Source organism: Pseudomonas atagonensis (genome assembly GCF_011369485.1).
GTDB classification, from domain to species: domain Bacteria; phylum Pseudomonadota; class Gammaproteobacteria; order Pseudomonadales; family Pseudomonadaceae; genus Aquipseudomonas; species Aquipseudomonas atagonensis.
Genome location: NZ_VXCA01000036.1, coordinates 19,220 through 44,990, shown reverse-complemented (window position 1 = coordinate 44,990; position 25,771 = coordinate 19,220). Strand labels below are relative to the sequence as shown.

The window sequence follows — 25,771 nt, the reverse complement described above, 5'->3', positions numbered from 1 at the left end:
CGACGTGTAGCATTGACTTGCTGGAGAAACGATGAAGTGGCGCGGTGAAGGTGCCGCTCAGGAGCGTACGGTGACATTGTCATATCCGCCATGCGCGTTTCATCGATAGACGTATAGAAGCGATGATAAGCTATACTGTACTGAACAGAAATGGATAGCGGTGAGCATGCCTACAATAGACAAAATAGACGGGTATCGAGTTTTTTATTACTCAAATGATCATGCTCCAGCACATGTCCATGTGACTAACAGCAATAGTGAGGCAGTTTTCTTATTGAATTGTCCTGGCGGTCCAGCAACATTGAGGGATAAGCCTCACAACATGGCATCCCACGAAGCTAACCAGCTTGGTAAGCTGGTATCAAAGGCGGTCGCAAAATATTGCAAAGAATGGAGTGATTTCTATGGGCAATGACCATGATGTCGAAACCTCTTCACTACCTGCAAATGGCGGCATCCAGCAGCTGAGGTCACTTGGTCTTTATGCGGTAGGTGCTCGTGTAGATCATTTTTCACGTAAATTGTTAGTAAAGCTTTACGCTGGGATCGAGTTGAATGTCCCATTAGGACTTATTCAAGAGCTTCATGAAAGTGATGTGTCGGATCTGAGTGAGATTGAAATTAGTCCCTCGGGTCTCGGTCTTTACTTTCCGAAATTGGATGCTGATATCTTAATTTCAGGGCTTCTTCAAGGTGTTATGGGAAGCCCTGTTTGGATGGCCGGCCATCCTGAGCGAATTGAAAAAGTACGATCAGAAGACCAACGTCGTGCTATCCAGTTGAAGATGAAGCAACTGGCCAAAAAAGAAACTGTTAAGGAAAGAAATAAGGCTATAGAACGGCGCGCAGTTATCAGGGCTTATAGGATATTGAAACAAACCAAAGGCGACGTTGTTATGGCTTTTGATGAAGACCTGAAGGTTGCAGCCCGGCGTCCAGGTACGCCCCCAAAAGTAAAAAAAAGATAAATGTAATATTCAGATTAGTTTTTTTGAACTGACAGCCTTCTGATATCGCGGCTGTCAGTTCAGGTGATTAAGCGAGCACTTAACGGCCTGCTGCACGATCCCTTGCGATGGATTCTAATGCGTCGCTCATAATTTCACTTTTGATTGATTCTCGTGCCTCAACCAGAACGCCCCACAGTTTGTTGTCGGCCCACCAATTAGCACAATCGATATCGTTTTTCGGAATTTCATTAGGGATGCTTTCAATTAACTCTATTAATTTTGTTAGTTGTGTAAAGTCTAGAGTTAATTTGGCTGTCCTGATTTCCAGATTTTTTTTGTCATTTTCCAGGACTATTTGCTGATCAAGTGTTAACGGCATTTTATTGATTCCCTTCCGTAATCAAGATTTAGTCAGTTCACCGTCAATAGTACTTTCAAGCTTTCCAAGTTCTCTCCAGTCAATACTGGAGTTTATCCATTTGGCGTAAGTGGAGAGGAGAATTTGAACGCTGTGTCCGAGCTGATTGGCGATAAATGCGGGGTTCATACCCGACATCAAACACATGGTAGCGTAAGTGTGCCGGCAGTTGTATTGCCGTCGGGGGCGAATGCCCAATTCGGTTAGGGCAACCTGAAAGTGTTTATCAGTCACGCTCGATTGCTGAATGAACTCGAAGTTCTTGGTTGGCGGAAACACATAGGGCGATTCTGAACGTTTGCGGCGGCTCTGCAAAGCACGTTGTTTAGCCACTAGTTTGGCCTGCTCAATGGCGTGGAGTGCGCGACTGTTGAGCATGACTTGGCGTTCGTTGCGGGTTTTGGTTCGCTCCTCGATTTTGTAATCCGCGACGATTCGACACACATTCACGAGGCGCTTTTCTTTGTCCACCTCTTCCCAGCGAAGCGCCGCGATCTCGCTGGGGCGCATGCCGGTGTAGAAGGCGAACTCAAAGTACGCCGCGTAGATCCGCATCGAATGGATCAGCGTCTTATATAGGTGATCGATAATTTGGTTGGCCTCACCCACGGTGAAGGGATCGATGGGTTTCTTGGCCTTCACCGGCAGCTCAATAGACTCCACCGGGTTACGGGTAATCAGACCGTCTTTCACTGCCGTACCGAACACCGTGGTCAGACGCTGGATCGCCGCGCGCTTCACGCCCGGTGTCGCCCATTCAGTATTGGCTACTACCTTGCGCAGCATCACCGATGTGATGCTGTCGATGGGGAGCATTGCCAGATATGGCATCCAGTACAGATTGAGCGAGCCGAGGTAATTCTTGCGCGTCCCGGCCACGATCTCTCTGCTGTCGAGCCACTCCTGGGCATACTCCCCGAAACGGGGAGTCGCCGAGTAGTTGGCATAGGTGGAGTTGGGGAACAGTTCGGCGTAGCGCTGATCATCCAATACGCCATGCTTGATCAGGCTGGTTACGTTAGCGCGTAGGTCGGCGGCAGCCTTAATTCCCTTCGGCGTTTGGGGATACCCGACGTAAAGCACCGATGGTGCCCTTGTGCTTGTGGATATAGAACGAGGCCTTGATCGCGGCGCGCTTGACCGATTCCGGCCACTCCGGATCCCAGCGGTCGACCGACCAGGCCCAAGCTAGATGTGGTAGCAGATGCACCGGACAGGTGTCGGGGTTGTACAACGTGCGCAGCGGAATCAACGTGGTCTCGGCAAATGTCGCCTCCACACTGAAACCCTCAACCAACTGGCTCTGGCCTCGGTCGCACAACAGCGCGACGAACAAGACAAACGCCTCGCGCTCGAGCAGCGCCTGGCCACCAGCGAACAAACCCATTACCGAGCCTTGACCGATGTCCAACATAATCAAGATCGCCTGCGTGACCGTCTTGCCACTTCTGATCTGCGCCTGTCAGTCCTACTCAACGCCACCACTGGTGCCGGCAACGGATCGGTGCCAACCTCCGGCCACCACCGGCAGCGTGGTTCATGGCCCCACAAGAGCCGAACTTGACCCAGCGCATGCTCAACGAATTGTCGGCATCACCGACGATGGCGACCGAGGACTAATTGCATTGGCTGCGTGTCAGTCGTATGTGAAAGAGTTCAATTCTAGAAAATAAAGGCGACGGGTGATTGACCCGCGCCTCCATCGAAATTAAATGCTGAAGGTCTCGCACGACTCTCCGGTAGCCGTCACGTAAGTAGTGTATTTATCAGCCGAAACGAATCCACGCTTCAGACTGATCACTACCCGTCCAGCACTGATATCAGTGAGATAGATATCTCTCGCTACCCGGTAGTCGTTGTTGCGCTGGTTCTGTTTTACAGAAAATGTTTCATTGCCGTTGATCTGGCAGACAACGCCAAAATCACGATCATGTGAGCCTGGTACTAAGTAGGCTTTGGGGCTTTCGGCCATCGCTACACCGCTACAGCTGGCAGACAGAAAAGCTGCCAGCACAATTTTCTTGCTCATAATTGCACTCCTTGTGAAAGGCGCAAAGGTTACTCCAGTACGTGGCTATCGGCCATCATCACTTGCGAGCGCCTATACATAGTCCTCTGACCGTAAAGAAAAGAGCGGCCGGTCCGGATGCGCCAACATCTGGATCGACCGCCGTCCCTGCAGATTGTCCCTGCAAGTCCTGCCAAGGCTCTTGCTCCGTGCACAAAGCGCGGCGAGCCTAGCACCTGTTTATCCATACAGTAAAGGTCTTGCTTTTTATGTCCACACCCATCATCCCTTGGATGGGCGGCAAACGCCGCCTGGCCGACCGCCTCATTCCGCTTTTTCCGCCTCACGAATGCTACGTCGAAGTCTTTGCCGGCGGTGCCGCGCTGTACTTCATGAAGCCCCAGCCATCGCCCGTGGAAGTCCTCAACGACATCAACGGCGACCTGGTCACGCTTTACCGCGTCGTGCAGAACCACCTCGAAGAGTTCGTGTGCCAGTTCAAATGGGCGCTCAGTTCGCGGCGAGTGTTTGAATGGCAGAAGATGACCCGCCCCGAAACCCTCACCGACATCCAGCGCGCCGCACGATTCTTCTACCTGCAGCATCATGCCTTCGCCGGCAAGGTCTCGGGGCAGACGTTCGGCACGGCGACCAACGCACCGGCCATCAACCTGCTGCGCATCGAGGAAAACCTCTCGGCCGCGTGGCAGCGCCTGTCCGGCACCTACGTCGAAAATCTCCCATGGCTTGAATGCGCAGAACGCTACGACCGTGCCCACACCTTCCACTACATGGATCCGCCTTATTGGCAGACCACCGGCTATGGCATGGACTTTCCATTCGAGAACTACGAGCGAATGGCCGACTTCATGCGCCGCTGCAAAGGCAAAGTGATGGTCAGCATCAACGATCATCCCGATATCCGCCGTGTGTTCGAAGGCTTCCATTTCGAGACTCTGGACATCCGCTACACCACTACTAATCAGCGCCAGGGGAAGGCCGACGTCAGCGGCGAGCTGGTGATCATGAATTGGGAGCCGGCAATGCTGTGCGGCCTGTTCTAGCCCCAGAGCTGCCCGCCTGCATACAACGTAAGAATAAGAGTAATAAGGTTGATGGTTTTGATGTACGCAACAATCAGCAGTGCATTTATCATTTTAAATACTCGCAGAGGTACGCGCCGTTGTTGTGGCGGTGCTTGAGGAAGGAAGTTCTCTGTAACTGTTGCTAACAGTACGGCTAGATAAATAACTGCGTCAATATGTGATGGTGCTACTTTCCGAAAAAATTGCTCATACCTCATGTGTCGGGCGAGTGTTGATCGTGTCATGTTGCCTGTAGCCCTTGTATATCAACGCTTTTCGGCTGTTTTGGTTCGGCGGTAAAGGGCTCAGGCTAGTGCGAGATTTTATCAAATCCTATTATTGGAATTGAGTTTGGAAAAGCTATCATGAAATTGGTAGCTAAATCCGATGTTAGGAATTGAGCTTGGAAAGCTATCGTGAAATCGGTAGTTAAATCCGATGTTGGGAATTGAGATTGAAATAGCTATCGTGAAATCGGTAGTTAAATCCGATGTTGGGAACTGAGCTTGGAAAGCTATCGTGAACTCGGTAGTTAAATCCGATGTTGGGAATTGAGATTGGAAAGCTATCGTGAATTCGGTAGTTAAATCCGATGTTGGGAATTGAGATTGGAAAGCTATCGTGAATTCGGTAGCTAAATTCGACGTTGGGAACTGAGGTCGGGAAGCTAACGTGGACGCCGTAGTCAAATTCGACGTTGGTTATTGTGCCGGAAAAGCTATCGTGAAAGCGCAAGCTAAATTCAGCGTTGGGAACCGGCGCTCCACATAGGAATTCGAAATCTAGGAAGGGTATCGGATGTTGGATCGCTATCAGAAAACGTCTGAGCGTGCGGCTGTCCGTCCATGATCAGCCCGCCTGTCAGATATCTCCTACAAGAATTGACCTCAAGGCTTTCAGAAAGTTAACTGTATACTCGTACAGTATTGGAAGTCGTGCGTCATGAATTACTCAATTCTCGGTCCCATCAGTGAGGGCGGCTCGAAGGTGCCTCTGTGTCTCTTCCGCGTTCCGGCAGGCTTTCCCTCGCCGGCAGCAGATCACATCGAAGCGCAGATCTCGTTGGATGAAGTACTGAACATCCGTGCGCCACATTTCTACCTGGTGTCGCTCACCGGTGAAAGCATGCAGGGCGCCGGGATATATGAGGGAGACCTTGCCATTGTCGACCGATCAATTGAGCCCGCCCACGGTCACATCGTCATCGCGCTCCTGAACAATGAACCCGTCTGCAAGCGCCTGTGCCTTCGTGGTAGGGAAGTCATCCTGATGTCGGAAAACCCCAAGTACCCGTCACGATATGTCCTTGAAGGTGACGAACTGGCGATCTGGGGTGTCGTCACCAGTAGCGTGCGCAGCCATGTCTAAGTCGCTGCCGGTATTCGGCCTGATCGATTGCAACAGCTTCTACGCCAGTTGTGAGCGCGTGTTCCGACCAGACCTGGCCAAAGTGCCCATTGTGGTGCTGTCGAACAACGACGGCTGCGTCATCGCCCGCAGCTACGACGCCAAGCCCTACGTGAAAATGGGCGAGCCGTACTTCCAGATCAAATACAAGCTCAAGCAGCACGGCATCGTCCCGTTCTCCTCGAACTACGCGCTGTATGGCGACATGAGTGAACGCGTCATGACATTGATCGAGTCGATGGTGCCGGCCGTCGAGGTGTACAGCATCGACGAAGCCTTCGTCGACCTCACCGGCATCAACGACGTGGACGGCCTCGGCCGCAGGATCCGCAGCCAGGTGCTGCGATGCACGGGTATCCCGGTCGGCGTCGGCATCGCGCACACCAAGACCCTGGCAAAGCTGGCCAACCACACCGCCAAACGCCTGCAGGCGCAAACCGGGGGCGTCGTGAACATCTGCGACCCGATCAAGCGCGACTGGGTGTTACGCAACAAGGACGTTGCCGAGGTCTGGGGAGTAGGGCGGCGCATGAAGCTGCACCTGGAAGGCATGGGCATCAAGACTGCGATGGATCTGGCCAAGGCAGATGCCTGGACGCTACGGAAAAACTTCAGCGTGGTGATCGAGAAAACCGCCCGAGAGTTAGCTGGCACCGCATGCCTGGAGTTGGACGAGCCGAATCCGCCAAAGCAGGAGATCTGCTGCAGCCGGATGTTCGGCAAGCGTCTCACAGAGCTTGCACCGATCAAGGAGGCCGTCGCCACTTATGTGATGCGCGCTTCGGAAAAGCTGCGTGCCCAGAATTCGCTGTGCAAGAAGATTCGCGTCAGCATTCGCACTGGCACGTTCAATCCCGACGAGGCTAAGTACGCAAACGGCGTCCTGATCGAACTGCCATATCCCACCGCTGATGTGCGTCTGCTGACCAAGGCCGCCGTCAACACTGTCGAGCATGTGTTCCGGCCGGGATTCAAATACAGCAAGGCGGAAGTGATGCTTGTTAATCTTTGCCAGCCAGGTCAATTCACCGAGGACTTGTTCGCCATCACCCAGTCCACCGAAGCGACGAGCCTGATGACGGTGCTGGATAAGATCAACGAAAGGTGGGGCAGGGGGACGCTGCGGTCTGCGGCTGTGCCCATCAATCCTGATTGGGTCATGCGGCGCGAGATGATGAGTCAGAGCTATACAACGAGGCTGGATCAGCTTTTGAAGGTTGGATGCAAATAATGCTGTGATGCTCTATAGGCAGTTTGCTGCGTAATTGAGCGTTGTAGAGCATCACTGCGGTAGGCCGCCAATGAGGTCTCCGTACGCCCAGACCAACGTGCCAGCAATCGCCATGGTCACGCCCCACTTGGATGCAGTACCGTCAATTTGTGTTTGGCGATCAGCTTCGGCTTCAGCCTCAGTTGGTGCGAGATGGCCACAGTCGATAATCGATTGGCTTTTCAGCCATTCGGGGAGCCCCATGCGTACCAATGGGCGGAAGGTAAGCAATAGGCCGGCAATTGTAAGGATTGCCCCTGACCGGCCGAACCAATGCCAATGATTTGACCAAATGCTGGCGGCAGCAGACGCAATCACAATCAACGAGCTGACAGCAAAAAGAAATTTAATATCTGAAAATAGTCGTCTCATAGGATGGCTGGCCTCGCGATGCCTTGAACTGATTGGATGCCGACTTTATCTGGTTCCAGTGGGCCAAGTGAACGACTACAGCACAATCTGGGTGTGCTCCTGAAATAGGGTCAGAGCTGTCGAGCACAATCAGTTGTGAGAAGAGGTTGAGGGCGCTGAGGGGGGATGCATCGGTGGGGCGAGTGTCTAGGTGCTGGTGTCTGTTGCAAGTTGTCTAGAGTCTACAAAAAAGTAGGAACAGACACCTTGAAGACGATTGGTAGGCTGGAGGCCTTGAAAATAGTGAAGCGGGTGAAGGGAATCGACCCCTCGTTATCAGCTTGGGAAGCTGTGGCCTGGGAGCTACGACAACTAGGACGTCTTTTGTTTAGCTTGACAATATTTTTTGGATCTTTATGCTTTCAGCTAAGCCGGACTGGTCTCGTTCGGTGCTGCTGGCCTTGCGCGAATTCCTAGGATACGAGACCAACCTGCTTCAATCGCGATACCCATTCTTTTGATACGAAACTTGACCCTAGTCAGGTGCACCACGGCTCGCCAGCTGCTGTACGAACTCTGTGCCCCTGTATGAGGTGTTTTATGATTCGTATTCCCGTTACATCGGCCGACTTTGATAGCGGTCGCATCAATAGCTCCATTTCCAAGCTTAGTAAGCACCATCCCTATCAGTCTGTTAAGCCAAAGCGTTCTTTCGCGCAGCAAGCCTTTGCTCAAATCCTCGGATATGGCGGATACGAAGAGTTGCGCTCGCAGGCCAAACTTAATGGACCCGCTTATTCCGGGCAATCGCTGGTAATAGAGCAATTTATTGCGCCAATTTCACTGCGTATATCGCTCTACTGGGGTGTGTCGTCTGATAAAGCGGAGCATGTTGCGGCCGCACTGGGACTCATTCATCTTGACGCGTTCCGCGTCACAGCTCGCACAATTCATCAGCCGCTAATGCGAGAGGATCGTGTGAACCCGCCTGGGCTTTTGCCAAGCCTCGGCATATCACCCAGACCAACTTTGGACGCTATTCGCCGGGCTACGGTAATGCCATTGGCGGAGCTGGAATCGCTTCAGGATGCAATGAAGTCAATGGTACATATTGCGGCGATTCAAGACGCAATGAAGCCTTCGGCCGCGATGGCTGCGATTCAAGACGCAATGAAGCTTACATCGATGGCTGTGATTCAAGATGCAATGAAGCCTTCGGCCGCGATGGCTGCGATTCAAGACGCAATGAAGCTTACATCGATGGCTGTGATTCAAGATGCAATGAAGCTTACATCGATGGCTGCGATTCAAGACGCAATGAAGCCTTCGTCGATGGCTGCGATTCGAGACGCAATGAAGCCTTCATCGATGGCTGCGATTCGAGACGCAATGAAGCCTTCATCGAAGGCTGCGATTCGAGACGCAATGAAGCCTTCATCGATGGCTGCGATTCGAGACGCAATGAAGCTTTCATCGATGGCTGCGATTCAAGACGCAATGAAGCCTTCGGCCGCGATGGCTGCGATTCAAGACGCAATGAAGCCTTCGTCGATGGCTGCGATTCGAGACGCAATGAAGCCTTCGTCGATGGCTGCGATTCGAGACGCAATGAAGCCTTCGGCGATAGCTGCGCTTCAGGATGTACTGAAGCCATTGGCGCGTATTACTTCAGATCTAGACCGCGAGCGAATTCATAATGATGTTTAGGGCAAGTTTGAGACCGCAATAGGCCGCTTGACGACAAAGGAACGAGCGGAAATTCCCGTTTTTGTTGGCCTTAAGCGGCCTGTGGCGACAACGAAAGGGGTTCGAATCCCTATCCATTTAATCAGTGCCAGCGTGTTCGGTGGCTGACCTTGGAACTGGCCCAACACGCCGACGTTGGGTCAAGCCCTAATAGGAGTAAAACGTAAACCCTGTTCCCGTTTCCGTGAGATCGGCGTAGCAATTTCCAGACCGTTAGGTAATGGTGAGCCACCCGCCACCTGTTGTGGCTTCCATGACTCAAAAAATAGGCTCCCAATTGGGCAAAGTGTGGAGACCTGTTGAACCTAAACAGCGTTATTGGTAACGCGTTCTCACTTGCGCAGCCGCGCTGGCGGCATCAACCCGACATTTTCCTTTTCCGGTGCCGCCTCACCCTTGCCCAGCACATAAGCCACATGCGGTTGGCCGGCATTGTTCGCACTAGGTACAAATGCCAGTAGCGTCCAACCATCGGACAGTATCTTATTGGCATTGCTGGTACCTGCCACCTGCACCACTTCTACGGCTTCACTCATCTGTATTGATCTTGCTCTTTACGCGTGGAGCGACTCAGTGTAGTAGGCCGGGCGTGGGTTGCTTAGTCGGACTGAAGTCGTGATGGAGCGCCCAGCTGCTCGTCGGCCTTGCTGCTGAGGATCTCCGCCAAGGCGCGTTTGGCTGCATCAACTCGCTGCCGGCAACGCTCCTGGTGGATCACCGATCCATTGCCGCTCTTCGCCTCTTCTGGGTAGTTTTCGAGCGCACTCAAATACACCGCCTCGCGGTAATCGTTTAGGTGTTTCAGGTCGTCGCCTTGCAGGGTAAAGGTCAGTGGCTCCAGAACGGCAACGGGAGCTTTATTGGGACGGTTCATGTGGAAGATTCCTTTCAGTTAGGCAGCGCTGGTCGTCTGTTCCGTGAATCAAGCGAAGTAAACGATGATTTGGAGCAATACATTCCCAATTACCTGGTCAGATGTCTAGTACCGGTAATGCACTGGGTAGGCAGCGGCTGTCGAATGCTTAAAAATTGCTACAACGCATCGCTGGCTCGCGATCTAAACCAATCAAATCGGGGGGAGGGTGGTTTACTGCACCCACTCCATCATTGGAGAAGGTAACGTAATTTAGGGGCGCGCTATCCAATGGAAACACTATTAAGCACGCTAAATTTTTATTGATTTGGTTTTACTTTGTTCCATTCAATATTTTTTTTTCGCCAGTGATCTTCAATCGATTGGGTGAAATCGGAGCGAACAAGTTTTGCTCTTGATTCGCACCATTCTTCCGAGTCGCGTCTTATGATGATTCCTTCTAATTGACCGGAGCGATAGTGGCTGCCTTGGTTCTTCACTAAGTCTATTAGCTGATCAATGCTCACTTTTCCAGTAAAAATACGCGGGACGGTCTGTAGTCCGAGTGCTAAAGCTAATTTGTCGCGCTTAGAGCAACTCCAGAATTTATTCTGCTCATGATCAAATACATCAAATACAAGGAGCCAGTCAGGGAGCTTCGTGTAATTCAACGAATGTTTGGCGGCACACCATTCACCGAAAATTATTTGGCCGGGAATTAAGGCTGTGCGTAATTTTTCATCATGTTGTGCTAGCCACGCCTTCAAGCGTGAGAATTGGCCTGAGAACGGGGGGGAGAGGTATTGTCCGCGATTCTGTACTTGGAGTTTCCCGTCAGGTTTTAATGAAATTCCCAGATTTGCGCCATCAACTTTTTCTTCTACTATTACGCTATTTTCAATCAAAAAGTCGACCTCAGTCGGACTTAAGATTTTGTCCCCGCGAGCGGATCCCGCTGCGAGCCACTTCAAGTGAGGGGTGTGTGGGAATCGAAAAAATTCACTCATGGTGAAGGCAATGTAGGTTGCTGTTTAGTCGGGAATTTATTATTATAAAATCGGCATACATCGTCTGAACACAAGAATTTAACCTTTATACCCGTGCGATCCAAAGCCTCCCACCAATCTAACCACTTACAATCTGCGGCTTGCCAAATTACAGGCTTATTAGGATGTGCATTGGCTACCGCAGCAAACTTACGATCTGGCGGATCGAATACAGCTTGTAAAGCCTCGCAAGGAAACTCAAGGAAAGAGTTGTCATCGCCTTCAGTGATAGTCACTTGGTGAACATATTTTGTGTTGCGTTGGTTCTGCAAAAGCCATTTTAGAAAAACGTCGCCTACTCCTTTAGGTTGGTTAGGCTGTGTTTTATTCTGATACTCGCGCAGTATTCTTCCTTTGTCATCAATCACGGTTACGGATTTTTGTTGAGCTCTGAGCTGGTTGATGCACTCTGTCCGGCATGCTTCTGAGACGTCGTCGTGGCTACCATTCGCCACCAGAAGCACATTGGTATCTATGACAGTTACAGACATTCACTTCTCTCCTGAGTTTGAATTCTGAATCGCTGCAAGTGTCCGAGCTACTATGTCACCCATTTCGTCGCCAAAGAAATTTTCAGGCCAATTGAGTATTTCGCCTGATTCATCTAGCTTCAGCTCTTCTAGTTCAGCTCCGCCCTTTTTATTTTTTGCGAAATATACCGCTATTTCTTCGGTGGATATTGCTCGTTCAGCTATGCGACGCTGCAGGCGATTAAGGAAGTGCTCTGAATGCGTTTCTATTATCAGCTGAGTTCCGCGAGGTTGTCCGTTTTCATATGACTGAACCGCGCTAATCATAGCGTCAGCCAGATTAGATTGAGCCATTGGGTGAAGATGAATTTCTGGTTGTTCCATCCAAAGCGTAGAGCCGGGTGGGCAGTAAAAAGCCTGGACTAGTGCGGGCAATACTTGGGATACCCCAAAACCTACATCGGTTAATTTAACCTCAGGCGAGTCGGCGTAAGTGCGCACCAAAACTTCGTACTCTTTCCGTCCTTTTGCTACAGGCTTAACACGAAATTCTTTGATGATTCCTAGATCAACCAACCAACTGGCAATGAAGGTATCAAAGCGTTGCCGATGTTTCCTATAGCCGCGGTTAAGTCCTCGATTTTGCTCGGTCGCTGCTAATAATGCTGCGATGCTTGACTCTCCCTGAGCACCAACATCAGGAGGAGTATCGCCAGACCACTGATAGACTCTTTTGGCGGGACTGCGCAATGGACCTAAATAATAAAGAGCATCTAGAACACGTTCAGTTTCCAATGCGAAGTCAGCCAAGAAATCAGCGTTTTGATAGCGTAGTAATGTACGGTCAGCGAATCGGTAGAACTTCTCGGGCGGTTCTGCTGGCCATTTCCTACCACTTGCATGCATTAAACGCAGAGGGAAGCATTCAAGGCTTCCGCGGGAGCCTGAACCGGCGTGAACGACATCAAGAGCTTTTTCGCCTTCCTGGAGTAAGGTATAGCGAATTTCCTTAGTTTGCGGTTGTCCGGAACGGTCCGATATTAACGCCGCTGATAACGAAAGTTCATTTCCGGTATATACTTCCCCGTGAATCGAGGCATTTTTAACAGTGATGGAGCGAGGTAATTTCCAGCGTAGAGTGAACTCTAACTCTCGGGATAAGTCATGGCCATGGAGGCAGTCCGCAAACGTGCCAAGGTCTATTAGAGAGTGATCATCTCCCAGCTGAAATGCGCGTTTGCGGTCCGCCATTTGGACAGTTTGTTTTAGTGCTAGGAGAAGGTGGCCTAGGCTGGATTTTCCCGAGCTATTCGTTCCGAAAATTACGGTAAGGGGGGCGAGACGGATTTTACCGGTATCCCTCCAGGCTTTGAAATTTTGTACTCGTAACTCGGTCAGCACAGGAAGCTCCTTTTTTTACTGGTTGGCCGTTATATGACAGCACCGTACCGCACCGTAGTATGGCGATACTCCTTGATATGGACAATGACAGGGCGGTTAAATACCTGGGTACTTTTCGGAGTTTAAACCGTAAGTGAAAAAACCCGCACGATTTGGTCGTTGCGGGGTTTCCTGAAGTTGAATTTCTCGTACCAATCGGCGCGTTTTGGTGCGAGGTTGGGAGTTTCCTTCGGCGCTAACGCCCTGATTTCATTACCGCTAGCTACTTAACTAGCCCCCCTACACATGGCGGTGTAATTCTGTTCCAGGGACATGAAACTACCTGTGGGGATTTTCGCAAAGGGCAAGGGTACGGTGGCGGACACGACCCTGCAAGTTCGGTGTAACGGGATTATTCGTCGCGACCGTCCATCATGGTGCGTTTAAGCATCACGTAAACCGCGCCGGCACCGCCATGTCTGGCCTGGCACGAGCAGAAACCCAGTACCTGCGCATGCTGGCGTAACCAGGTGTTGACGTGGCTTTTGATCATTGGCCGCTTGCCGTCCAGGCGTACAGCCTTGCCGTGGGTGACGCGCACGCAGCGGATTTCGAATCGGGTAGCTTCGGCGAGAAACGCCCAGAGGGTTTCGCGGGCTTTTTCGACGCTCATGCCGTGCAGGTCGAGGCTGCCTTCGAATGGAATCTGGCCGACCTTGAGCTTGCGCATCTGACTTTCCTGAACCCCGTCGCGCGCCCACATCAACTCGTCTTCCGGGCCGACGTCGATCACGAACTGATCGGACAGGCCATCCACGGTGGTGGTGTCGGTGCGCACGGTGGCGGACTGGCGCAGTTTGGCGATCTGCGCGCGGTCAGCCTTGGGTTTGCCGGTCTCGGCGCGGTCGTGCTTGATCGGCTTGACGCCTTGGATCGCACTTTTGAACAGGGAAAAATCGTCGTCTTGCATGTCAGCCTCCGCGAAGGGCGGCCAGTTTACCCAAGTCGAAACAAAACGGCCCGGCAAAAAGCCAGGCCGGTGATTCAGTCGTGTTTTTTCATCAGGTGCGGGGACATGTTCAACTCCCGCGATTGCCGTGCGCGACGGCGGCAGCGACGCCACAGCGCCACGCCGAAATACAGAAACAACAAGCCGACTGCCAGAATGATTGCCGAGCCCGTCGGCGTCGCATTCAAGTCGCCGAGCGCCGGTGGGCGACCCAGCAGGCTGGCGGCCCCGGCCATCGCCAGCAGCACGCCGAACGTTGCCAGAATGGCAGCAATCGCCGCGCCGAATCGAAAACGCCAATTGCTTTGGCCTTTGGGCCGCAAGCGGCGTGCGTCAAATCCATCGGATAACTTCATTCCGACCTTCCTCAATGGGTATCGGCCCTTCGACCGGGAGTTGACCGGGTTGTTCCTGAGGCTATGGCATTTGCGGCAAATGAGAGGATTTTGCGGATGAGCGGCGGCCTCGACCGCTCATCAAAGTGCTATCTGATCAGATCAGATCCTGCGTCAGGGCGAGGGTGGCGAAGTTGTCGGCCATGATCGCCATTTCGGCTTCCTGGACCAGTTCGGCGCTGAGCACGCGACCCTTGAAAGGCAGGTCGCGGGTGGCGCAGGCGTCTTCGACCAGGGTGCAACGGAAGCCCAGATTCTTCGCCGCACGCACGGTAGTGCTAACGCTGGAATGGCTCATGAAGCCGCAGACAATCAGGTCCAGCGAGCCGAGATTCTGCAGACGGTCGAGCAGTTCGGTGCCGTGAAACGCGCTCGGCAGCAGTTTGCCGATGATGGTTTCATCGCCCTGCGGTTCGAGGCCGGGGATGAATTCACCGCGTTCGCCCTGCGGGTCGAACAGGCCACCGACGGTGCCGAGGTGACGCACATGGACAATCGGCCGGCCAGCAGCACGAGCCGCGGCAACCAGTTGTTTGATGTTCGCGACAGCTGCGTCCATGCCGCTCAGGGCCAATGGGCCGCTGAGATATTCTTTCTGGGCATCGATGATGACCACGGTGGCATGGTTCAGTGTGGCCGCTGCGTAACCGCGACCGCTGAGTTGAAACATCGTTTTTGGAACGGACATTCTGGGGCTCCTTGGGGTGGGGCTTTTGCGACATTGTCCTCTGGCTGAGCGGTTCTGTGAATCGCTACCATCGTAGGCACCGTCGTTTCTGGCCTGCAGCCTTGTCAAGTTACACGTTCTGTTCAATAGCTGATGCAAAAAACAGAAAAGTCCTACCGTCACCGCAGAGTTTTTCCTGCGTCGTCGTGGCGCGTTTTGGCTGGTAGAATCGTCAGTCGTTTTTTCTGGAGTTCTGCCCCGTGATCACTTCCCGACTTCGTACCCTGCGCGACCACATCCGTTGGGCCGTCAGCCGCTTCCATGGGGAGGATCTGTTTTTCGGCCATGGCACTGACAATGCCTGGGACGAAGCCCGGCAGTTGGTGCTGGGTGCTTTGCACCTGCCGTGGGAAATCGCCGACAGCTACCTCGACTGCGCACTGGAGGATGACGAACTGGTCAACCTGCAGCGCCTGCTCAAGCGCCGCATCGAAGAGCGCATTCCCACCGCTTACCTGTTGGGCGAAGCGTGGTTCTGCGGCATGTCGTTCATCGTCGACGAGCGCGTGTTGATCCCGCGTTCACCGATTGGCGAACTGATCGAAAATCGCTTCGCACCGTGGATCGGCACCGAGCCTGCGCGGATTCTCGACCTGTGCACCGGCTCCGGCTGCATCGGCATTGCCTGCGCCTACGAATTCCAGAACGCCGAAGTGGTGCTGGCCGATCTGTCGTTCGAAGCGCTGGAAGTGGCCAATCAAAACATCGAGCGCCACGGTGTCGATGAGCGTGTGTACACCGTGCAGGGCGATGGTTTCGACGGTTTGCCGGGTCAGCGTTTCGACCTGATCGTGTCGAACCCGCCCTACGTCGATGCGGAAGACTTCGCCGACATGCCGGACGAATACCAGCATGAGCCGGAGTTGGGTCTGGCCTGCGGTGATGACGGTCTGAATCTGGTGCGCCGGATGCTCGCCGAAGCGGCGGATCACCTGACCGAGAAGGGCTTGCTGATTGTCGAGGTGGGCAACAGCCAGGTGCACGTTGACGCGTTGTACCCGGAAGTCGACTTCGCCTGGCTCGAATTCGAGCGCGGCGGGCATGGCGTGTTCATGCTGACAGCGGAGCAGTGCCGCGACCACCAAGCCCTGTTCGCCTCCCGCGTCTGATCCTTAAAAGCATCGCGGGCAAGCCCGCACCCGCAGGTTCCATGTGTACCGCAACATTTGGGTACGACACAAAACCTGTGGGAGCGTGGCTTGCCCGCGATGGGGACGCCTCGGTCTCAATGTATTACCGGTGCGTAGCAATCCAGATCAACAGCCCCGCCTGAAACACCGCAAACGCCACCAGGCACGTAATGGTGAAACGCAAACCCGCGTCCTCACGCTTGAACTTGCTGACTTTCTCTTCCTGTTTCTTCAGCTTCACTTCCTGCTCGGCCAGGTTCTGCTCGGCCTGCTGAAGCATTTGCGCGGCTTCGAGAATCTCGACGATCTGCAGCTTCTCGCTGTTCCAGTCACCGAGCAGATCACCGACCTGCACGTCCTTGATGCTGCCCTTCAAATGCTGGGCATCGGCGTAAACCACATCAAAGCCGTGTACGCGCAAGAAATGATCGCGGCGCAGGCGAGTGTCTTCGTTCAGCGCATCCTTGTTGTTCAAATCCATGCCGTCGACGGTGTAGGTCGGCCAGCGTTTCTTCGCCCAGTTGATGCCTTGCGCGGCCATGAAGCGGCCGATCCCGCGATTCAGCGGTTCGATCTGCAAGCCGCTGTCCGGGCCAAAACTCACACGCTTGGTGGTGTGATCGACCCACACATCGAGATGATTCTGCTCTTTACGCACCCGCTGGCTCGGCAGTTTGATCGCCATGCGCATCAGGCTTTTTTCTTTGCTGTTGCGCTCGGCGTAACCGAATTCGACGAAGCGCAGCGGCCGTCCACCGGTGTGACGGTCGGTTTGCAGCGGGGCCAGGCGGAGCATCTTGTGGTGCTCGACGTGGACATCCGCCCACGGCAGCTCGGCCGCTGGCGGTGCGTCTTTTTCAGCGGCGGTGTCGGGTGAAGTCTGGGTATCAGTCATAACGGCGAGATCCTGTCCAAGCCCTGCTTGCCGCCAGCCATTGCGCTGGCGACAAAGGCTTATCGGCCGTTTTTGTCAGGACTGGAGGGCGAAACGCGCTTAACGGGTGCGAAGTCCGTCAATAAATTCGATGATCTTGCTGCCCAGTTCCGCTGCCAGTGGCAAATTCGGATCCTTGTAAGAAGCCAGTTGCCGCTTCATATCGTTGTGCACGATGCGCAGCACGTGGTTCATGCCTTCGATGACCACCAGTTCGGCGTCCGGTTTGGCCGACTTGAGCAGCTTCGCGTCTTCGGTGCCGACCTGGATGTCGTTAGTGCCCTGAACGATCAGCGCCGGCATCTTCAGTTGTGCGAAGGCGTGTGCGGGATCCTGCCGGAACAGCGAGATCAGATACGGTTGCACACTCGGGCGGAAAATCACCTGCAACGGCGCCGGCACATTGTCGTCGGTGTGGCCGGCCTTGAGGCTGTCGAGCAGTTCATTGCTGCGCAGCATCAGCGGCGGCGGCAGGCTGCGGGCCAGTTGTTCGCGGATGATCTGATCGACGGGCCGAGCGCTGCCGGACAAGGAAATCACTGCGGCGGCCTCGATTTTTGGTGCTGCGAGGCTGGCGATCAGCGCGCCTTCGCTGTGGCCAAGCACGATCAATTTGCCGAAGCGCGGATCGGCCTTGAGCTTCTGCCCCCAGGCCACGGCGTCCGCCGCATAAGCCTCCACCGACAAATTGCGTTCGTCCGGCGTGGCCGCAAGGCTCGCCGCCACGCCGCGCTTGTCGTAACGCACGCTGGCGATGTTGTGTTTGGCCAGCACCCACGCCAGCCGTTTCAAACTGTCATTGCGCCCGCCATCGGGGTTGTTTCCGTCGCGATCCGTAGGGCCCGAGCCAGAAATGATCAGGACAACCGGCACCGGATGGTCGGACTTTGGCAGCAGCAGCGAGCCGAAAAGTTCGCCGCTGCCGGTGTCCAAAGTTACCGGACGCTGTAGGACGGTCGCCTGGGCAAAGCCAGTAAAGAGGGTAAGACTCAAGATCAAAACTCGCAGCATCATCACGCCATCATTCGCCAAGGTGCCGGTTGGACTCGCCAGCACCACTAAGGTTCGAGGATGAACTACTCGGTTAGCCTGCGTATACTGGCGCGCATTACGAATTTGGGTTTGATTTCACGGAGCGTCCTGCATGTCCGGCAATACCTACGGCAAGTTGTTCACTGTCACCACCGCTGGCGAAAGCCATGGTCCGGCGTTGGTCGCCATTGTTGACGGCTGCCCGCCGGGCCTGGAGATTTCCCTCGAAGACCTGCAGCGCGACCTCGATCGCCGCAAGCCGGGCACCAGCCGCCACACCACCCAGCGTCAGGAGGCCGACGAAGTCGAAATCCTCTCCGGCGTGTTCGAGGGCCGCACCACCGGTTGCTCCATCGGTCTGCTGATCCGCAACACCGACCAGAAGTCCAAGGACTACTCGGCGATCAAGGATCTGTTCCGTCCGGCCCATGCCGATTACACCTACCACCACAAATACGGCGAGCGCGATTATCGCGGCGGCGGCCGCAGCTCGGCGCGGGAAACTGCCATGCGCGTTGCGGCTGGTGCGATTGCCAAGAAATACCTGGCGACGCAGGGCATCGTCATTCGCGGATACATGAGTCAGCTCGGGCCGATCGAGATCCCGTTCAAGACTTGGGATTCGGTGGAGCAGAACGCGTTCTTCAGCCCTGATCCGGACAAAGTCCCTGAGCTGGAAGCCTACATGGACCAGTTGCGTCGCGACCAGGACTCGGTCGGCGCAAAAATCACCGTGGTTGCCGAAGGCGTCATGCCCGGTCTGGGCGAGCCGATTTTCGACCGACTCGATGCCGAACTGGCTCATGCGCTGATGAGCATCAATGCGGTCAAGGGCGTGGAAATCGGTGCCGGTTTCGCCTGCGTCGCCCAGCGCGGTACCGAGCATCGCGATGAGCTGACCCCGGAAGGTTTCCTCAGCAACAATGCCGGCGGCATCCTTGGCGGTATTTCGTCCGGTCAGCCGATCGTTGCGCACCTGGCGCTCAAGCCGACGTCGAGCATCACCACCCCGGGCCGCTCGATCGACATCCACGGCAACCCGGTCGACGTGATCACCAAGGGCCGCCATGACCCGTGCGTCGGTATTCGTGCTACACCGATTGCCGAGGCGATGATGGCCATCGTGCTGATGGATCACTTGCTGCGTCACCGTGGGCAGAACGCCGATGTGCGCGTGAGCACGCCGGTGCTGGGTCAGCTTTGATGGGTGATCTCAAGGCCGCTGCGGCGTAACCGGCGTGGCGGCGCTCCCGTACTGGCGGCTGTCCAGTTTCTATCTGTTCTATTTCGCCTTGCTCGGTTCGACAGCGCCGTTCCTGGCGCTGTACTTCCATCACCTCGGCTTCAGCGCCGCGCGGATCGGCGAGCTGGTCGCCATTCCGATGTTGATGCGCTGCGTGGCGCCGAACATCTGGGGCTGGCTCGGTGACTACACCGGCAAACGACTGGCCATCGTGCGCTTTGGCGCGGTTTGTACGTTGCTGACTTTCTCGCTGATTTTCGTCAGCAAGACCTACGCCTGGCTGGCGATGGTCATGGCGTTGCACGCGTTCTTCTGGCATGCGGTGCTGCCGCAGTTTGAAGTCATCACGCTTGCGCATTTGCAGGGGCAGACCTCGCGTTACAGCCAGATCCGCCTGTGGGGTTCGATCGGTTTCATCATCACCGTGGTTGCGTTGGGGCGGTTGTTCGAATGGCTGAGTCTGGACATCTACCCGGCGGCGCTGGTGCTGATCATGGCCGGCATCGTCCTCAGCAGTTTGTGGGTGCCGAACGCACAACCTGCGCAAGGCAACCGGCCGGCCGGTGAGGGCTTCCTCAAGCAACTGCGCAGCCCCGGCGTACTTGCGTTTTATGGCTGCGTTGCGCTGATGCAAATGAGCCACGGTCCTTACTACACGTTTTTGACCTTGCACCTTGAGCAACTTGGCTACAGTCGCGGAGTGATCGGCATGCTCTGGGCCGTTGGCGTGGTTGCCGAGGTGCTGATGTTCATGGGCATGAGCCGGATTCTTGCGCGGTTTTCCCTGCGTCGCGTGCTCATGGCGAGTTTTCTGCTGGCAGCACTGCGCTGGTTGCTGCTAGGTTCGTTCGCCGAGTTCCTGTGGGTGCTGCTGTTCGCGCAGATTTTGCACGCGGCGACCTTCGGCAGTTTTCACGCCGCTGCCATCGCTTTCGTGCAACGTAGCTTCGGCGCACGCCAGCAAGGGCAGGGCCAGGCGCTGTATGCAGCGCTGGCCGGCACCGGTGGTGCGCTCGGCGCGCTGTATTCCGGCTACAGCTGGAATGCCCTCGGCGCGACATTGACCTTTAGTATTGCCAGTCTCGCGGCGCTCGCTGCTGCCGTTATCATTGCCACACGTATGCAAGAGGACAGGCCATGAGCCTTACGCGTGAACAACTCGCCCAGCAAATCGTCGACGCCGGGCGTTTTCTTTATGGTCGCGGCTGGTCGCCGGCCACCAGCAGCAATTATTCGACGCGCCTTTCGGCCAGCGAAGCGCTGCTGACGGTGTCCGGCAAGCACAAGGGGCAGTTGGGTGTGGACGATGTGCTCGCCACCGACCTGTCCGGCAACAGTCTTGAGCCCGGCAAAAAACCGTCCGCCGAAACCCTGCTGCACACCCAGCTCTACACCTGGCGCCCTGAGATCGGCGCGGTGCTGCACACCCATTCGGTCAACGCCACGGTGCTGTCGCGCCTGACGCCTGAAGACTTCATCGAGTTCGAAGACTACGAACTGCAAAAAGCTTTTAGCGGTATCTCGACCCATGAGTCCCGAGTGCGCGTGCCGATTTTCGACAACGATCAGGACATTGCACGCCTCGCCGCCAAGGTGCAGCCTTGGCTCGACGCCCATCCTGATTGCGTCGGTTACCTGATTCGCGGCCACGGCCTCTACACCTGGGGCGCGCAGATGAACGACGCGCTGCGCCAGATCGAGGCTTTCGAATTTCTGTTTGAATGCGAGTTGAAAACCCGCAGCGTCATGAACCGCCAAGGCTGACTTCACCAGAACCAGCCCATTTGCCTGATGAATGCAGTGCCCGACCGGTCTCGAAGAACCGGACGGCAAGGCCGATACCGAGGAATTGCCCCAATGAGCAGCCTGTCCGTCTATCACGTCTCCAGCCCCGAGATTCCCAACAAGGTGCTGACCCACTTCGAAGACATCGCTTCGACCCTGGCCGAGCAGGGCGTGCGTTTTGACCGCTGGCAAGCCTCGGCGAAGATCCAGCCGGGTGCCACTCAGGAAGAAGTGATCAGCGCTTATAAAGAGCAGATCGACAAACTGATGACCGAGCGCGGTTACATCACCGTCGACGTCATCAGCCTCAACAGTGACCACCCGCAAAAAGCCGAACTGCGCGCAAAGTTTCTTGAAGAACACCGGCATGGCGAAGACGAAGTACGCTTTTTTGTCGCCGGCCGTGGGCTGTTCATCCTGCACATCGACGATTACGTTTACGCCGTACTGTGCGAGAAGAACGACCTGATCTCGGTGCCCGCCGGCACCAAGCACTGGTTCGACATGGGCGAGCATCCGCATTTCGTGGCGATCCGCCTGTTCAACAACCCGGAAGGCTGGGTTGCCAATTTCACCGGCGAAGACATCGCCGGTCGCTTCCCGCGTCTGGAGGACTGAACCGATGCCGATCAAAGCCATCGTCACCGACATCGAAGGCACCACCAGCGCGGTGAGTTTTGTCTTCGACGTGCTGTTTCCGTACGCTGCCAAACACCTGCCGGATTTCGTCCGACAAAATGCTGAACGCGCCGATGTTGCTGAGCAACTCGACGCCGTGCGCCGTGATAGCAATGCGCCGCAGGCCGATGTTGAACGGGTTGTTGAGATTCTCTTAAGCTGGATCGAGGAAGATCGCAAAGCCACACCGCTCAAGGCCTTGCAGGGCATGGTCTGGGCCCAGGGTTATCACGCCGGGCAGTTGAAGGGCCATGTTTACCCGGATGCCGTTGAAGCACTGCAGCGCTGGCATGAGGCGGGTTATCAACTGTTTGTGTATTCGTCAGGTTCGATCCAGGCGCAGAAACTGATTTTCGGCTGCTCCGAGGCGGGTGATCTGACGCCGTTGTTCAGCGGTTACTTCGACACCACGTCGGGTCCCAAACGTGAGGCGCAGTCCTACACGAATATTCAACAGGCAATCGGCGTTGAAGCGGGGGAGATTCTATTCCTCTCGGACATCGTCGAAGAACTCGACGCCGCCCAAGCGGCGGGTCTGCAAACCTGCGGTCTGGCGCGTGAAGGCGGGGAGCTGGGGAGTCATGTCACCGTCGACACGTTCACCGGGATCGAACCGGAAGCGTTCTAGAGAAACCTGGGTTTTGTGACAACTGCAGAATGCAAACAGGCCGTGAAGCGAGAGCTCCACGGCTTGTTTTGTTTAAAGCGATTTAAACGTTACAGCGAATGATACGTCGGCAAGGCAAAACGTTGCTGGCTTTGCAGCATGCCGATTTGCGGCAACTCGCTGGCTTGTTCGGCCAGGTCACGGCGAATGGCGCTGATCGCCCACGACAGTTGGTCGGCGTTGTGCATTTGCTGATAGGTCAGCGCACGTTTGAACGTTCTGCCGTCGTTACTGCGCAGAGTCAGCAGAATCCCGCCATCGGGACGTGGCGCCGTGGTGACGTCGAAGTTGGAGAACAGCGAGGTAAATTTTTCTTGGATCAGGCTCATGTCTTTCAGCTCCGTATGCACTTGAATGGCAAGCATGCAGAGGAGGTTGCAGTGATTGTGCCAGCAGTCCTTAAAAATAAAATCGTTATAAATCAACAAGTTAAAAATAATAAGAAATCAGGTGGTCGTGCAATCTGCATGAATGGCCATCGTGCATCCTGCATTTTGCGGGATCGTTGTCGTTCCAACGGAACCAATTGATCGCGACAGGATCCTCGGCGCGTCCGGTAACACGACGGATACAAAACATTGCAAAAACCGCGTGTACAGGCCGAGAAGCGCTGACGTATTTTCGATCTCGCCCCGCGCCGAGCGCGCCGGCTGCCTCACCAGTTTGCCCGACAATAAAAAAACCGGCCTGCACGCCAGGGTCGAACGGGAGCCTCCATGAGTCACGCGCCAAGCGACACGATTACCTGGGGCATGATGCTCCGCAAACTGCCGATGATTGCCAAAGCCATCCCCCGGGTGGTCAAGGGCATGAAGGTGGCCAACGTCAAGGATCCGACCCAAACCTGTGGACTGGGCTGGACGTTCGAACAAGCGACCTTGCGCAATCCGGACGGCCCGGCGTTGTTGCACAACGACGTGGTACTCAGCTATTCGCAAGTCAATCAGTGGGCCAATCGTATCGCCCATTACCTGAACGGGCAGGGCATCGGCAAAGGCGATGTGGTGGCGGTGTTCATCGAGAATCGCCCGGAACTGCTGGTGACCATTCTGGCGCTGGCGAAGATTGGCAGCGTCAGTGCGCTGCTCAACACTTCGCAGACCCGCGACACCTTGATCCACAGCGTCAACCTGGTAGCCCCGGTGGCAATCGTGGTCGGTGAAGAACTGCTGCCGGCCTTCGCGGCCATTCGTGACCAGGTGTCGATTACGTCACCGCGCACCTGGTTTGTCGCCGATCAGGACACTTACAGCCATCCGGGCATTGCGCCCGACGGTTATGTCAATCTGATCAGCGCCAGTGCCGATGCCTCCAGCGACAACCCGCCGAGCAGCCAGCAAGTTTTCTTCGACGACCCGTGTTTCTACATCTACACCTCGGGCACGACCGGCCTGCCCAAAGCCGGGGTGTTCAAGCACGGCCGCTGGATGCGCAGCTCGGCCAGCTTCGGCATGATCGCCCTCGACATGCGCCCCGACGATGTCGTGTATTGCACTTTGCCGCTGTATCACGCCACCGGCCTCTGCGTGTGCTGGGGTTCGGCGGTCAACGGCGCATCGGGTTTTGCCATCCGCCGTAAATTCAGCGCCAGTCAGTTCTGGACGGACGTGCGCCGCTATCGCGCAACCACCATCGGCTATGTCGGCGAGTTGTGCCGCTATCTGGTTGATCGGCCGGCCAGTGCCGATGACAGCCGTCACGACGTGCGCAAGATGATCGGCAACGGCCTGCGCCCCGGTGCGTGGGCTGAATTCAAGACGCGCTTCGCGGTGGATCACATTTGCGAGCTGTACGCGGCGAGCGACGGCAACATTGGTTTTACCAATATCCTCAACTTCGACAACACCATCGGTTTCTCGCTGATGGCCTGGGAGCTGGTGGCTTACGACCACGACAGCGGCGAGCCGATTCGAGGCGACGACGGTTTCATGCGTAAGGTCGGCAAGGGCGAGCAGGGCTTGCTGCTGGCACGAATCGACGAAAAGGCTCCGCTGGACGGCTACACCGATCCGCAGAAAACCGCGAGGGTAGTGCTGCGCGATGTGTTCAGCCAGGGTGATCGCTTCTTTAATACCGGCGATTTGCTGCGCAACATCGGGTTCGGCCATGCGCAGTTTGTTGATCGTCTCGGCGATACCTATCGCTGGAAAGGTGAAAACGTTTCCACCACCGAAGTCGAAAACCTGCTGCTGAAACATCCGCACATTTCCGAAGCAGTGGCTTACGGCGTGGAAATCCACAATACCAACGGGCGTGCCGGCATGGCGGCGATTACCCCGGCGGAGTCTCTTGCGACCCTGGATTTCGCCGAATTGCTGGCATTCGCCCGACAGCGCATGCCGGCTTACGCGGTGCCGCTGTTCCTGCGGGTCAAAGTGAAAATGGAAACCACCGGCACCTTCAAGTATCAGAAAACCCGCCTGAAAACAGAAGGCTTCGATCCCGCGCAAACAGGCGATGACCCGGTCTTCGCGTGGCTTCCCGGTTCTGAAACCTATGTGCAGGTCACCGACGAAGTGTTGGCGGAAATTCATCAGGGCAAGTATCGCTATTGATTCTGGCTATAAGCGGGCTTGAGAAAAAAGGGGTGACAGCCAAGGTCTCGCTCGGGAAACTGTCGGCTTTCCGATAGACCGAAGTGGAGTTGCCCCATGTCCGACCAAAGCCGCCAGATGACCCCTGAAGAAGCTGCCGAATTCACCGAGCAGGTTTTCAACAAGGCGCGCGACGGTGATGCCCAGATGCTTGATCGCCTGGTCATGGCCGGTTTGCCGGTCAACCTGAAAAACAGCAAGGGCGACACGCTGCTGATGCTTGCCAGTTACTACGGCCATGTCGATGCGGTGCAGGTGCTGCTCAAGCACAAGGCAGACCCGGAAATGCGCAACGGCAACGGTCAGAGCCCGATTGCCGGCGCGGCGTTCAAAGGCGACCTGGCAGTGGTCAAGGCGCTGGTTGAAGCAGGTGCGGAAATTGAAGGTTCATCGTTCGATGGCCGTACGGCGCTGATGATGGCGGCAATGTTCAACCGTGTGGAAATCGTTGATTACCTGATCAGCAAAGGTGCCGATCCCAAGGCCAAGGACGCCAATGGCGTGACGGCGCTGGACGCGGCCCGCACGATGGGTGCAGTGGACACCACGGCGCAGCTGGAAAAACTGCTGGCCTGAGGCTCCCTCTCCACAGT

Annotated in this window: 29 protein-coding genes and 2 pseudogenes; 15 read left to right on the top strand and 16 right to left on the bottom strand. The window is 55.3% G+C overall.

The genetic code is table 11. The features are described from left to right. Window positions 1-166 precede the first annotated feature (166 nt). On the top strand, window positions 167-415 hold the full coding sequence (locus tag F2P67_RS28145; RefSeq protein WP_166224900.1) for a DUF4160 domain-containing protein: 249 nt from the start codon (window positions 167-169) through the stop codon (window positions 413-415). After that, complete coding sequence (locus tag F2P67_RS24560; RefSeq protein WP_166224897.1) at window positions 405-968, top strand: DUF2442 domain-containing protein; 564 nt, start codon at window positions 405-407, stop codon at window positions 966-968. Before F2P67_RS28145 ends, F2P67_RS24560 begins: the two co-directional genes overlap by 11 nt. Window positions 969-1,047: 79 nt before the next feature. Here the strand turns inward: F2P67_RS24560 and F2P67_RS24555 are convergent, their stop codons facing one another. The 3 genes and pseudogenes from F2P67_RS24555 to F2P67_RS24545 form a co-directional block, all read right to left on the bottom strand. Continuing rightward, window positions 1,048-1,329 carry a hypothetical protein gene (locus tag F2P67_RS24555; protein WP_166224894.1) on the bottom strand — a complete coding sequence of 94 codons (282 nt, stop codon included), beginning with the start codon at window positions 1,327-1,329 and terminating at the stop codon, window positions 1,048-1,050. 21 nt (window positions 1,330-1,350) lie between these two features. Continuing rightward, a complete protein-coding gene (locus tag F2P67_RS24550) occupies window positions 1,351-2,451 on the bottom strand; it encodes a tyrosine-type recombinase/integrase (RefSeq protein ID WP_343045175.1) in 1,101 nt (366 codons plus the stop codon). Then, a pseudogene (locus tag F2P67_RS24545) lies at window positions 2,435-2,665 on the bottom strand (phage tail protein I); the annotation flags it as partial. The pseudogene F2P67_RS24545 and the gene F2P67_RS24550, both read right to left, overlap by 17 nt. Between F2P67_RS24545 and F2P67_RS27835 the strand changes: the two are divergent. After that, window positions 2,573-3,041, top strand: a pseudogene (locus tag F2P67_RS27835) (lysis system spanin subunit). The pseudogenes F2P67_RS24545 and F2P67_RS27835 overlap by 93 nt on opposite strands. A gap of 35 nt (window positions 3,042-3,076) precedes the next feature. On the opposite strand, the gene F2P67_RS24540 reads toward F2P67_RS27835, so the two are convergent. Continuing rightward, entirely contained in the window at window positions 3,077-3,397 is a 321-nt protein-coding gene (locus F2P67_RS24540) for a hypothetical protein (protein ID WP_166224891.1), read from the bottom strand. Between the two features lie 248 nt (window positions 3,398-3,645). On the opposite strand from F2P67_RS24540, the gene F2P67_RS24535 reads away from it, so the two are divergent. The 3 genes from F2P67_RS24535 (at window position 3,646) to umuC (ending at window position 7,099) form a co-directional block, all read left to right on the top strand. Further along, window positions 3,646-4,440, top strand: coding sequence for a DNA adenine methylase (locus F2P67_RS24535; RefSeq protein ID WP_166224888.1), 795 nt, complete (start codon window positions 3,646-3,648; stop codon window positions 4,438-4,440). A 963-nt stretch (window positions 4,441-5,403) separates the two neighbouring features. Beyond that, window positions 5,404-5,829, top strand: a complete 426-nt coding sequence (locus tag F2P67_RS24530; RefSeq protein ID WP_166224885.1) for a LexA family protein — start codon at window positions 5,404-5,406, stop codon at window positions 5,827-5,829. Beyond that, on the top strand, window positions 5,822-7,099 hold the full coding sequence (gene umuC / locus F2P67_RS24525; protein WP_166224882.1) for a translesion error-prone DNA polymerase V subunit UmuC: 1,278 nt from the start codon (window positions 5,822-5,824) through the stop codon (window positions 7,097-7,099). Before F2P67_RS24530 ends, umuC begins: the two co-directional genes overlap by 8 nt. 51 nt (window positions 7,100-7,150) lie before the next feature. Here umuC and F2P67_RS24520 read toward each other — a convergent pair whose 3' ends face one another. Then, a complete protein-coding gene (locus F2P67_RS24520) occupies window positions 7,151-7,510 on the bottom strand; it encodes a hypothetical protein (RefSeq protein WP_166224879.1) in 360 nt (119 codons plus the stop codon). 579 nt (window positions 7,511-8,089) lie between these two features. Between F2P67_RS24520 and F2P67_RS24515 the strand changes: the two genes are divergently transcribed. Further along, window positions 8,090-9,196 carry a hypothetical protein gene (locus F2P67_RS24515; RefSeq protein ID WP_166224876.1) on the top strand — a complete coding sequence of 369 codons (1,107 nt, stop codon included), beginning with the start codon at window positions 8,090-8,092 and terminating at the stop codon, window positions 9,194-9,196. Window positions 9,197-9,567: 371 nt separating this feature from the next. On the opposite strand, the gene F2P67_RS24510 is transcribed toward F2P67_RS24515, so the two are convergent. The 8 genes from F2P67_RS24510 to F2P67_RS24475 all read right to left on the bottom strand — a co-directional run bounded on the left by F2P67_RS24510 (window position 9,568) and on the right by F2P67_RS24475 (window position 15,076). Then, window positions 9,568-9,771, bottom strand: coding sequence for a hypothetical protein (locus F2P67_RS24510; RefSeq protein WP_166224776.1), 204 nt, complete (start codon window positions 9,769-9,771; stop codon window positions 9,568-9,570). Window positions 9,772-9,833: 62 nt separating this feature from the next. Further along, window positions 9,834-10,109 (bottom strand): hypothetical protein, encoded by a 276-nt coding sequence (locus tag F2P67_RS24505; protein ID WP_166224873.1) that lies wholly within the window; start codon window positions 10,107-10,109, stop codon window positions 9,834-9,836. Window positions 10,110-10,408: 299 nt separating this feature from the next. Next, on the bottom strand, window positions 10,409-10,993 hold the full coding sequence (locus F2P67_RS24500) for an RNA ligase family protein (protein ID WP_246226547.1): 585 nt from the start codon (window positions 10,991-10,993) through the stop codon (window positions 10,409-10,411). Window positions 10,994-11,091: 98 nt separating this feature from the next. After that, complete coding sequence (locus F2P67_RS24495; protein ID WP_166224867.1) at window positions 11,092-11,625, bottom strand: hypothetical protein; 534 nt, start codon at window positions 11,623-11,625, stop codon at window positions 11,092-11,094. Then, a complete protein-coding gene (locus tag F2P67_RS24490; protein ID WP_166224864.1) occupies window positions 11,626-13,005 on the bottom strand; it encodes a DUF3696 domain-containing protein in 1,380 nt (459 codons plus the stop codon). It abuts the gene before it with no gap. 391 nt (window positions 13,006-13,396) lie between these two features. Then, a complete protein-coding gene (locus tag F2P67_RS24485) occupies window positions 13,397-13,954 on the bottom strand; it encodes a Smr/MutS family protein (protein ID WP_166224861.1) in 558 nt (185 codons plus the stop codon). 74 nt (window positions 13,955-14,028) lie between these two features. Continuing rightward, entirely contained in the window at window positions 14,029-14,349 is a 321-nt protein-coding gene (locus F2P67_RS24480; RefSeq protein WP_003223191.1) for a hypothetical protein, read from the bottom strand. Between the two features lie 136 nt (window positions 14,350-14,485). Beyond that, window positions 14,486-15,076, bottom strand: a complete 591-nt coding sequence (locus tag F2P67_RS24475; RefSeq protein WP_166224858.1) for a cysteine hydrolase family protein — start codon at window positions 15,074-15,076, stop codon at window positions 14,486-14,488. Window positions 15,077-15,315: 239 nt separating this feature from the next. On the opposite strand from F2P67_RS24475, the gene prmB reads away from it, so the two are divergent. Then, window positions 15,316-16,224, top strand: coding sequence for a 50S ribosomal protein L3 N(5)-glutamine methyltransferase (prmB, locus tag F2P67_RS24470; RefSeq protein ID WP_122605429.1), 909 nt, complete (start codon window positions 15,316-15,318; stop codon window positions 16,222-16,224). 124 nt (window positions 16,225-16,348) lie between these two features. Here prmB and F2P67_RS24465 read toward each other — a convergent pair whose 3' ends face one another. Both F2P67_RS24465 and F2P67_RS24460 read right to left on the bottom strand, forming a co-directional pair. Next, window positions 16,349-17,140: a hypothetical protein gene (locus tag F2P67_RS24465; RefSeq protein ID WP_166224856.1), complete on the bottom strand. Its 792-nt coding sequence runs from the start codon at window positions 17,138-17,140 to the stop codon at window positions 16,349-16,351. A 99-nt stretch (window positions 17,141-17,239) separates the two neighbouring features. Further along, complete coding sequence (locus tag F2P67_RS24460; protein WP_166224853.1) at window positions 17,240-18,193, bottom strand: alpha/beta hydrolase; 954 nt, start codon at window positions 18,191-18,193, stop codon at window positions 17,240-17,242. A 130-nt stretch (window positions 18,194-18,323) separates the two neighbouring features. Between F2P67_RS24460 and aroC the strand changes: the two genes are divergently transcribed. The 5 genes from aroC to mtnC all read left to right on the top strand — a co-directional run bounded on the left by aroC (window position 18,324) and on the right by mtnC (window position 22,545). Further along, window positions 18,324-19,415 carry a chorismate synthase gene (aroC, locus tag F2P67_RS24455; RefSeq protein WP_166224850.1) on the top strand — a complete coding sequence of 364 codons (1,092 nt, stop codon included), beginning with the start codon at window positions 18,324-18,326 and terminating at the stop codon, window positions 19,413-19,415. A gap of 34 nt (window positions 19,416-19,449) precedes the next feature. Then, window positions 19,450-20,595, top strand: coding sequence for an MFS transporter (locus F2P67_RS24450; protein WP_166224847.1), 1,146 nt, complete (start codon window positions 19,450-19,452; stop codon window positions 20,593-20,595). Further along, window positions 20,592-21,218, top strand: a complete 627-nt coding sequence (locus F2P67_RS24445) for a methylthioribulose 1-phosphate dehydratase (RefSeq protein WP_166224844.1) — start codon at window positions 20,592-20,594, stop codon at window positions 21,216-21,218. Before F2P67_RS24450 ends, F2P67_RS24445 begins: the two co-directional genes overlap by 4 nt. A gap of 93 nt (window positions 21,219-21,311) precedes the next feature. Continuing rightward, a complete protein-coding gene (locus F2P67_RS24440) occupies window positions 21,312-21,857 on the top strand; it encodes a 1,2-dihydroxy-3-keto-5-methylthiopentene dioxygenase (protein ID WP_166224841.1) in 546 nt (181 codons plus the stop codon). Between the two features lie 4 nt (window positions 21,858-21,861). Continuing rightward, the gene (mtnC, locus tag F2P67_RS24435) at window positions 21,862-22,545 is read left to right on the top strand and encodes an acireductone synthase (RefSeq protein ID WP_166224838.1); all 684 of its coding nucleotides are present in this window, start codon (window positions 21,862-21,864) and stop codon (window positions 22,543-22,545) included. Between the two features lie 89 nt (window positions 22,546-22,634). Here mtnC and F2P67_RS24430 read toward each other — a convergent pair whose 3' ends face one another. Further along, window positions 22,635-22,913 carry a DUF3509 domain-containing protein gene (locus F2P67_RS24430; protein ID WP_166224835.1) on the bottom strand — a complete coding sequence of 93 codons (279 nt, stop codon included), beginning with the start codon at window positions 22,911-22,913 and terminating at the stop codon, window positions 22,635-22,637. Window positions 22,914-23,300: 387 nt separating this feature from the next. On the opposite strand from F2P67_RS24430, the gene F2P67_RS24425 reads away from it, so the two are divergent. Together F2P67_RS24425 and F2P67_RS24420 are read left to right on the top strand one after the other, a co-directional pair. After that, complete coding sequence (locus F2P67_RS24425; RefSeq protein ID WP_166224832.1) at window positions 23,301-25,139, top strand: long-chain-acyl-CoA synthetase; 1,839 nt, start codon at window positions 23,301-23,303, stop codon at window positions 25,137-25,139. A gap of 96 nt (window positions 25,140-25,235) precedes the next feature. Beyond that, a complete protein-coding gene (locus F2P67_RS24420) occupies window positions 25,236-25,754 on the top strand; it encodes an ankyrin repeat domain-containing protein (RefSeq protein ID WP_166224829.1) in 519 nt (172 codons plus the stop codon). Window positions 25,755-25,771 lie beyond the last annotated feature (17 nt).